Below are 4,927 nucleotides of genomic sequence, written 5' to 3' on the forward strand. Positions count from 1 at the left end.
ACCCGGCCCCGCTCCGCCGCCCGGCGGGCGAGCGTGCGCGCGTGATCGAGGCCGCGGCTGTACTCGACCTCCAGCTCCGCGCCTCCCTCACGCAGCAGCCGGGCCAGCGGGATCAGGGCGGCGGCGCCCTGTGACCCGCCCGCGGTGGGGTTGACGACGGCCGTGAACTGTCGCATGGCTACGCTCCGATGGGCGACGACGGTGTGCTTGCGGGCGGGGGAGTGGGGTGCTGCGCGCCTCAGTGCGCGGGCAGCGGCGGCAGCAGGATGCCGGGGTTGAGGATGCCGGCCGGGTCCAGCCGGTCCTTGACCGCGTGCAGCACCTCGACGCCGAGCGGGCCGATCTCTCGCGCGTACCAGTCGCGGTGGTCGGTGCCGACGCCGTGGTGGTGGCTGATGGTGCCGCCCGCGCCGAGGATGGCGTCGTTAGCCGCCCGCTTGGCCGGGGCCCAGTGCGCCACCGCGTCGGCGCCCTGGGCGCTGACCACCGTGAAGTACAGCGAGGCGCCCGCCGGGTAGACGTGCGAGACGTGGCACATCACCAGCGGCGGGGTGCCCGCCTCGGTGAGGGTGTGGGTGAGGGCGGTGCGCACGGCCTCGTACAGGGCCGGGATGTCGGACCAGAACGCGGCCGTCTCCAGCGTCTCGGCGAAGGCGCCCGCGTCCAGGAGCGCGTCGCGCAGATAGGGCGCGTTGTAGCGGCCGTGGGCCCAGCCGGTGCCGGGGTCCTCGCCGAGCGCTTCGCCCCCCGCCGCGCTCAGGGCCGTGTGCGCGCGCGCCCTGCGGTGGGCGACCTCCTCGGCGGTCCCCTCGTATCCGACGACGGCCAGGCAGCCCGCGTCGGAGGAGAGGCCGCTACCGATGGCGTCCGGCTTGGCCAGCCCGATCATGGTCTCGGTCTCGTCGGAGAGCCGCAGCACGGTGGGCAGCGGCCCGTCCTGGGCGAGGGTGCGCAGGGCGGCCTGCCCCTCGGCGAAGGACGCGAAGCGCCAGCCCTCGTAGACCTTGGTCGCGGCCGTGGGGTGGATGCGTACCGTCACCGAGGTGATGACGCCGAACGCCCCCTCGGAGCCCAGGACGAGCTGGCGCAGATCCGGTCCGGCGGCCGAGCGCGGGGCCCGGCCGAGGTCCAGGGTGCCGCGCGGGGTGGCGACCTGAAGGGCCGTCACCATGTCGTCGAAGCGTCCGAAACCCGCCGAGGCCTGGCCGCTGGAGCGGGCGGCGGCGAACCCGCCGACCGTCGCCCACTCGAAGGACTGGGGGAAGTGGCCCAGCGTGTAGCCCCGTTCGCCGAGCAGCGCCTCCACCTCGGGGCCGCGCAGACCGGGTTGCAGGGTGGCGGTGCGCGAGACCTCGTCGAGGGCGAGCAGGCGGTTCATCCGGCGCAGGTCGAGCGCGACGAAGGCAGGCTTTTCAGCCGTGCCGTCGGTGCCGTCGGGAGCCTGGGGAGCCAGTCCGCCGACGACGGAGGTGCCGCCGCCGAAGGGGACGACGGCCACGCGGTGCTCGGTGCAGGCCGCGAGGACGGCCAGGACCTCGTCGTGACCGGCGGGCAGCACCACGGCGTCCGGCGCGTCGGTGACCTCGCCGGAGCGGATGCGCAGCAGGTCGGGGGTGGACTTGCCCCGGGTGTGGCGCACCCGGGTCTCGTCGTCACCGCGGACGTGCGCCTCGCCGACCGCCGCCTCCAGGGCGGCGCGGGCCGCGTCGGTCAGCCGGGAGGGGGCGGGCGCGACGGCCGCCAGCTCCTTCGCCGGGGCGTCCGCCGGGCGCACGCCCAGCAGGTCCCGCAGCAGCCCCGTCACCTCGCCGGGCAGTGGTGCCGCCTTGGCCGGATCGCCCCAGCCGCTCCACAGCATGTCCACCGAACCCACCTGATCACCCGCTTCGTCGCGCAGTCGTTCCGGTCCCACGGCGTGGGGGGCGGCTTGCCGTCGCCCGTTCCGTCGTTACACTGTGACAGATGAAGCCCATTCGTCACAACCGTCGGGACGACGAGGCGGTGCTCGACGCCGCCCGGGACTGCGTTCTCGCCGTCGGCGTCCGCCGGACGACCCTCACCGACGTCGCCCGCCGGGCCGGGGTGTCCCGGATGACCCTCTACCGGCGCTGGCCCGATGTGCGCACCCTGGTGGGCGACGTCATGACACGGGAGTGGGTGTCCGTCACCGTCGGGGACACCCCGCGCACCGACACCAGCCGCCCCGTGCGCGAGCAACTGGTCGAGGGACTCGTGACGGGGCTGCGCGCCTTCCGGGCCCACCCCCTGCTCCGCAAGATCCTCGACGTCGACCCGGAACTGCTGCTGCCGTACCTCTTCGACCGGCGCGGCGCCAGCCAGGACGCGCTGCTCGCCTTCGTCCAGGAGGCGCTCGAACAGGGGCACGCCGACGGATCCGTCCGCGCGGACCACCCGCCGCGCCAGGCCCGGTCCCTCTTCCTGGTGATCCAGTCCTTCGCGCTCTCGCTCCAGACCATGACCGACGCGGCGGACCCCGGCCTCGCCGACGAAGCGTTCTACGACGAGCTCCGGCACATCCTCGAGAGGACCCTCGCCCCATGAGCCGTACCGAACCCCGCTCGGAATCCTTCTCCCTCACCGCCGCCCGCCGCTCCCGCGACCTGGACCGGCTCGCCGCCGGGACGACCGTGGACGTGCTGGTCGTCGGCCTCGGCGCGACCGGCGCGGGAGCCGCCCTCGACGCCGCCTCGCGCGGTCTGTCGGTCGCCGCGATCGACGCGTACGACCTGGCGTTCGGCACCTCCCGCTGGAGCTCCAAACTCATCCACGGCGGACTGCGCTACCTCGCCTCCGGGCAGCTCGGCGTCGCCCACGAGAGCGCGGTGGAGCGTGGGGTGCTGATGGAGCGCACCGCCCCCCATCTGGTGCGCGCGCAGCCGTTCGTGCTGCCGCTCACCTCGCTGACCTCGCGGCGCAACGCCGCGCTCGCCCAGGCCGGGCTGCGCGCCGGCGACCTGCTGCGCGTCTCGGCGGGCACCGCACGGCGCACCCTGCCCGGCCCGCGCCGCCTGTCGGCCGTCGAGACCCTGCGCTCCGCGCCCGGACTGCGCCCGCACGGCCTGTACGGCGGACTGCTCTCCTGGGACGGCCAACTGGCCGACGACGCCCGCCTGGTGACCGCCATCGCCCGCACCGCCGCAGGCCACGGCGCCCGCGTCCTCACCCGCACCCGCGCCCTGTCCATCACCGGCTCCGGCGCCCTCGTACGCGACGAACTGACCGGCCAGGAGCTCACCATCCGGGCCCGGGCGGTCGTCAACGCCACCGGCGTCTGGGCGGACCAGCTGGTCGACGGCGTCAAGCTGCGCCCCTCGCGCGGCACCCATCTGGTGCTGCGCGGCACCACCCTGCCCGGTCTGACCGCCGGACTGCACATCCCCGTCCCCGGCGAGAGCAGCCGTTTCGTGCTGGTCCTGCCGCAGGGCGACGGCCGGGTGTACGTGGGGCTCACCGACGAGCCCGTCGACGGACCGGTCCAGGACGAGCCCACACCGCCCGAGTCCGACATCGGCTTCCTGCTCGACATCCTCAACACGGCCCTGGACACCCCGGTCCACCGCGACGACGTGGTGGGCGCCTTCGCCGGGCTGCGCCCCCTCCTGGACGACGCACCGGGCGACGAGGGCAGCCGCACCTCCGACATCTCCCGGCGGCACGCGGTACTGACGTCGAGCGAGGGCGTCGTGACCATCGTTGGTGGCAAGCTGACCACCTACCGGCGTATGGCCCAGGACGCCCTCGACGCCGCGCTGGCGGCCCGGGGCATGGAGGCCGCGCCCTGCCGAACCGCCCGGCTGCCCCTGGTGGGCGCCGGGGCTCCGGCGGAGCTCGCCGCCCTGCCGGTACCGCGCAGACTGCTGACCCGGTACGGCACCGAGGCCGCCGCCCTGCACGCGCTCGGCGAGGCCGACCCCCGGATGCGGGAGCCGGTGGCGGACGGGGTCGAGACGACCCGGGCCGAACTGTGGTGGGCCGTCCGGCACGAGGGCGCGCTCGACGAGTCCGACCTCCTGGACCGGCGCACCCGTGTCGGCCTGGTCGCCGCCGACCGCGCCGCCGCCCTCGACGCGGCACGGGAGACGCTGGACGCGGCGGCGCACGAGCCCGCCTGAAGCCCCCACCAGGCCCCCGCTCCTCGCACGGGCGGTCCTGGGGGCCGGATGGAGCAGCGCGAAGGCGACCGGCGGTCCGGCGTCTGATGCTGGGTCAGGGGAGACGGGCGAGCCGGACCCGGCCGCCGCCATGCCTTCAGGAGGTACCCACGTGCTCGCACACCTGCCCGGACGCCGTGCCCGGCTGCCGCTGGCCGTCGCCGCTCTCCTCGCCGCCGCGTCGGCCGGCGCACTCGTCCAGCCCGCGCAAGCCGCCCAGACACCCCCCGCGCCGCACGACCGTACGCTCCAACGGGACCTCGACCGGCTCGTGGGCGCGGTCGGCGGCCCGCCCGGGGCCATCGCGGTCCTCACCCGTGACAACCGCGCCGAGGTCTACCGGGCCGGGGTCGCCGACATCCGGACCGGCCGGCCGCCCCGCCCCACCGACCACATGCGGATCGCCAGTATCGCCAAGGCGTACAGCGGGGCCGTGGCCCTGCGCCTCGTCGACCAGGGCCGGCTGAGCCTGGGAACCACCCTCGGCAGCCGCCTCCCGCACCTGCCCGCCGCCTGGCACAAAGTCACCCTGCGCCAACTGCTCCAGCACACCAGCGGACTCCCCGACTTCACCGCCTCCCCCGAATTCCGCGAGATCCTCACCGAGGACCCCCACCACGTCTTCGACTCGCGTCGGCTGCTGGAGTTCGCCGCCGACGCGAGTCGAAGACGTGGTGGGGGTCCTCGGTGAGGATCTCGCGGAATTCGGGGGAGGCGGTGAAGTCGGGGAGTCCGCTGGTGTGCTGGAGCAGTTG

5 protein-coding genes are annotated in these 4,927 nt (G+C 75.2%); 3 read left to right on the forward strand and 2 right to left on the reverse strand.

The genetic code is table 11. The annotated features are described in order from the left end of the window. Together ACJA3G_RS29975 and ACJA3G_RS29980 are read right to left on the reverse strand one after the other, a co-directional pair. A partial coding sequence (locus tag ACJA3G_RS29975; RefSeq protein ID WP_406556183.1) for a diacylglycerol kinase family protein occupies positions 1-176 on the reverse strand: 176 nt, incomplete at its 3' end. 62 nt (positions 177-238) lie between these two features. Continuing rightward, complete coding sequence (locus ACJA3G_RS29980; protein WP_406556179.1) at positions 239-1,864, reverse strand: FAD-binding oxidoreductase; 1,626 nt, start codon at positions 1,862-1,864, stop codon at positions 239-241. 98 nt (positions 1,865-1,962) lie between these two features. Between ACJA3G_RS29980 and ACJA3G_RS29985 the strand changes: the two genes are divergently transcribed. The 3 genes from ACJA3G_RS29985 to ACJA3G_RS29995 all read left to right on the forward strand — a co-directional run bounded on the left by ACJA3G_RS29985 (position 1,963) and on the right by ACJA3G_RS29995 (position 4,863). Further along, positions 1,963-2,562 carry a TetR/AcrR family transcriptional regulator gene (locus ACJA3G_RS29985; protein WP_406556180.1) on the forward strand — a complete coding sequence of 200 codons (600 nt, stop codon included), beginning with the start codon at positions 1,963-1,965 and terminating at the stop codon, positions 2,560-2,562. Beyond that, complete coding sequence (locus ACJA3G_RS29990; protein ID WP_406556181.1) at positions 2,559-4,133, forward strand: glycerol-3-phosphate dehydrogenase/oxidase; 1,575 nt, start codon at positions 2,559-2,561, stop codon at positions 4,131-4,133. The genes ACJA3G_RS29985 and ACJA3G_RS29990 overlap by 4 nt, the downstream gene beginning before the upstream one ends. 151 nt (positions 4,134-4,284) lie before the next feature. Then, positions 4,285-4,863 (forward strand): serine hydrolase domain-containing protein, encoded by a 579-nt coding sequence (locus ACJA3G_RS29995; protein WP_406556182.1) that lies wholly within the window; start codon positions 4,285-4,287, stop codon positions 4,861-4,863. Positions 4,864-4,927 lie beyond the last annotated feature (64 nt).

The sequence above is a fragment of the Streptomyces sp. YS-3 genome (genome assembly GCF_045257485.1).
GTDB lineage: Bacteria > Actinomycetota > Actinomycetes > Streptomycetales > Streptomycetaceae > Streptomyces.

Excerpts from the sequence above, each read along its gene's own strand:
- ACJA3G_RS29985 (WP_406556180.1), top strand. The coding sequence starts at position 1,963 with ATGAAGCCCATTCGTCACAACCGTCGGGACGACGAGGCGGTGCTCGAC.
- ACJA3G_RS29990 (WP_406556181.1), top strand. The coding sequence starts at position 2,559 with ATGAGCCGTACCGAACCCCGCTCGGAATCCTTCTCCCTCACCGCCGCC.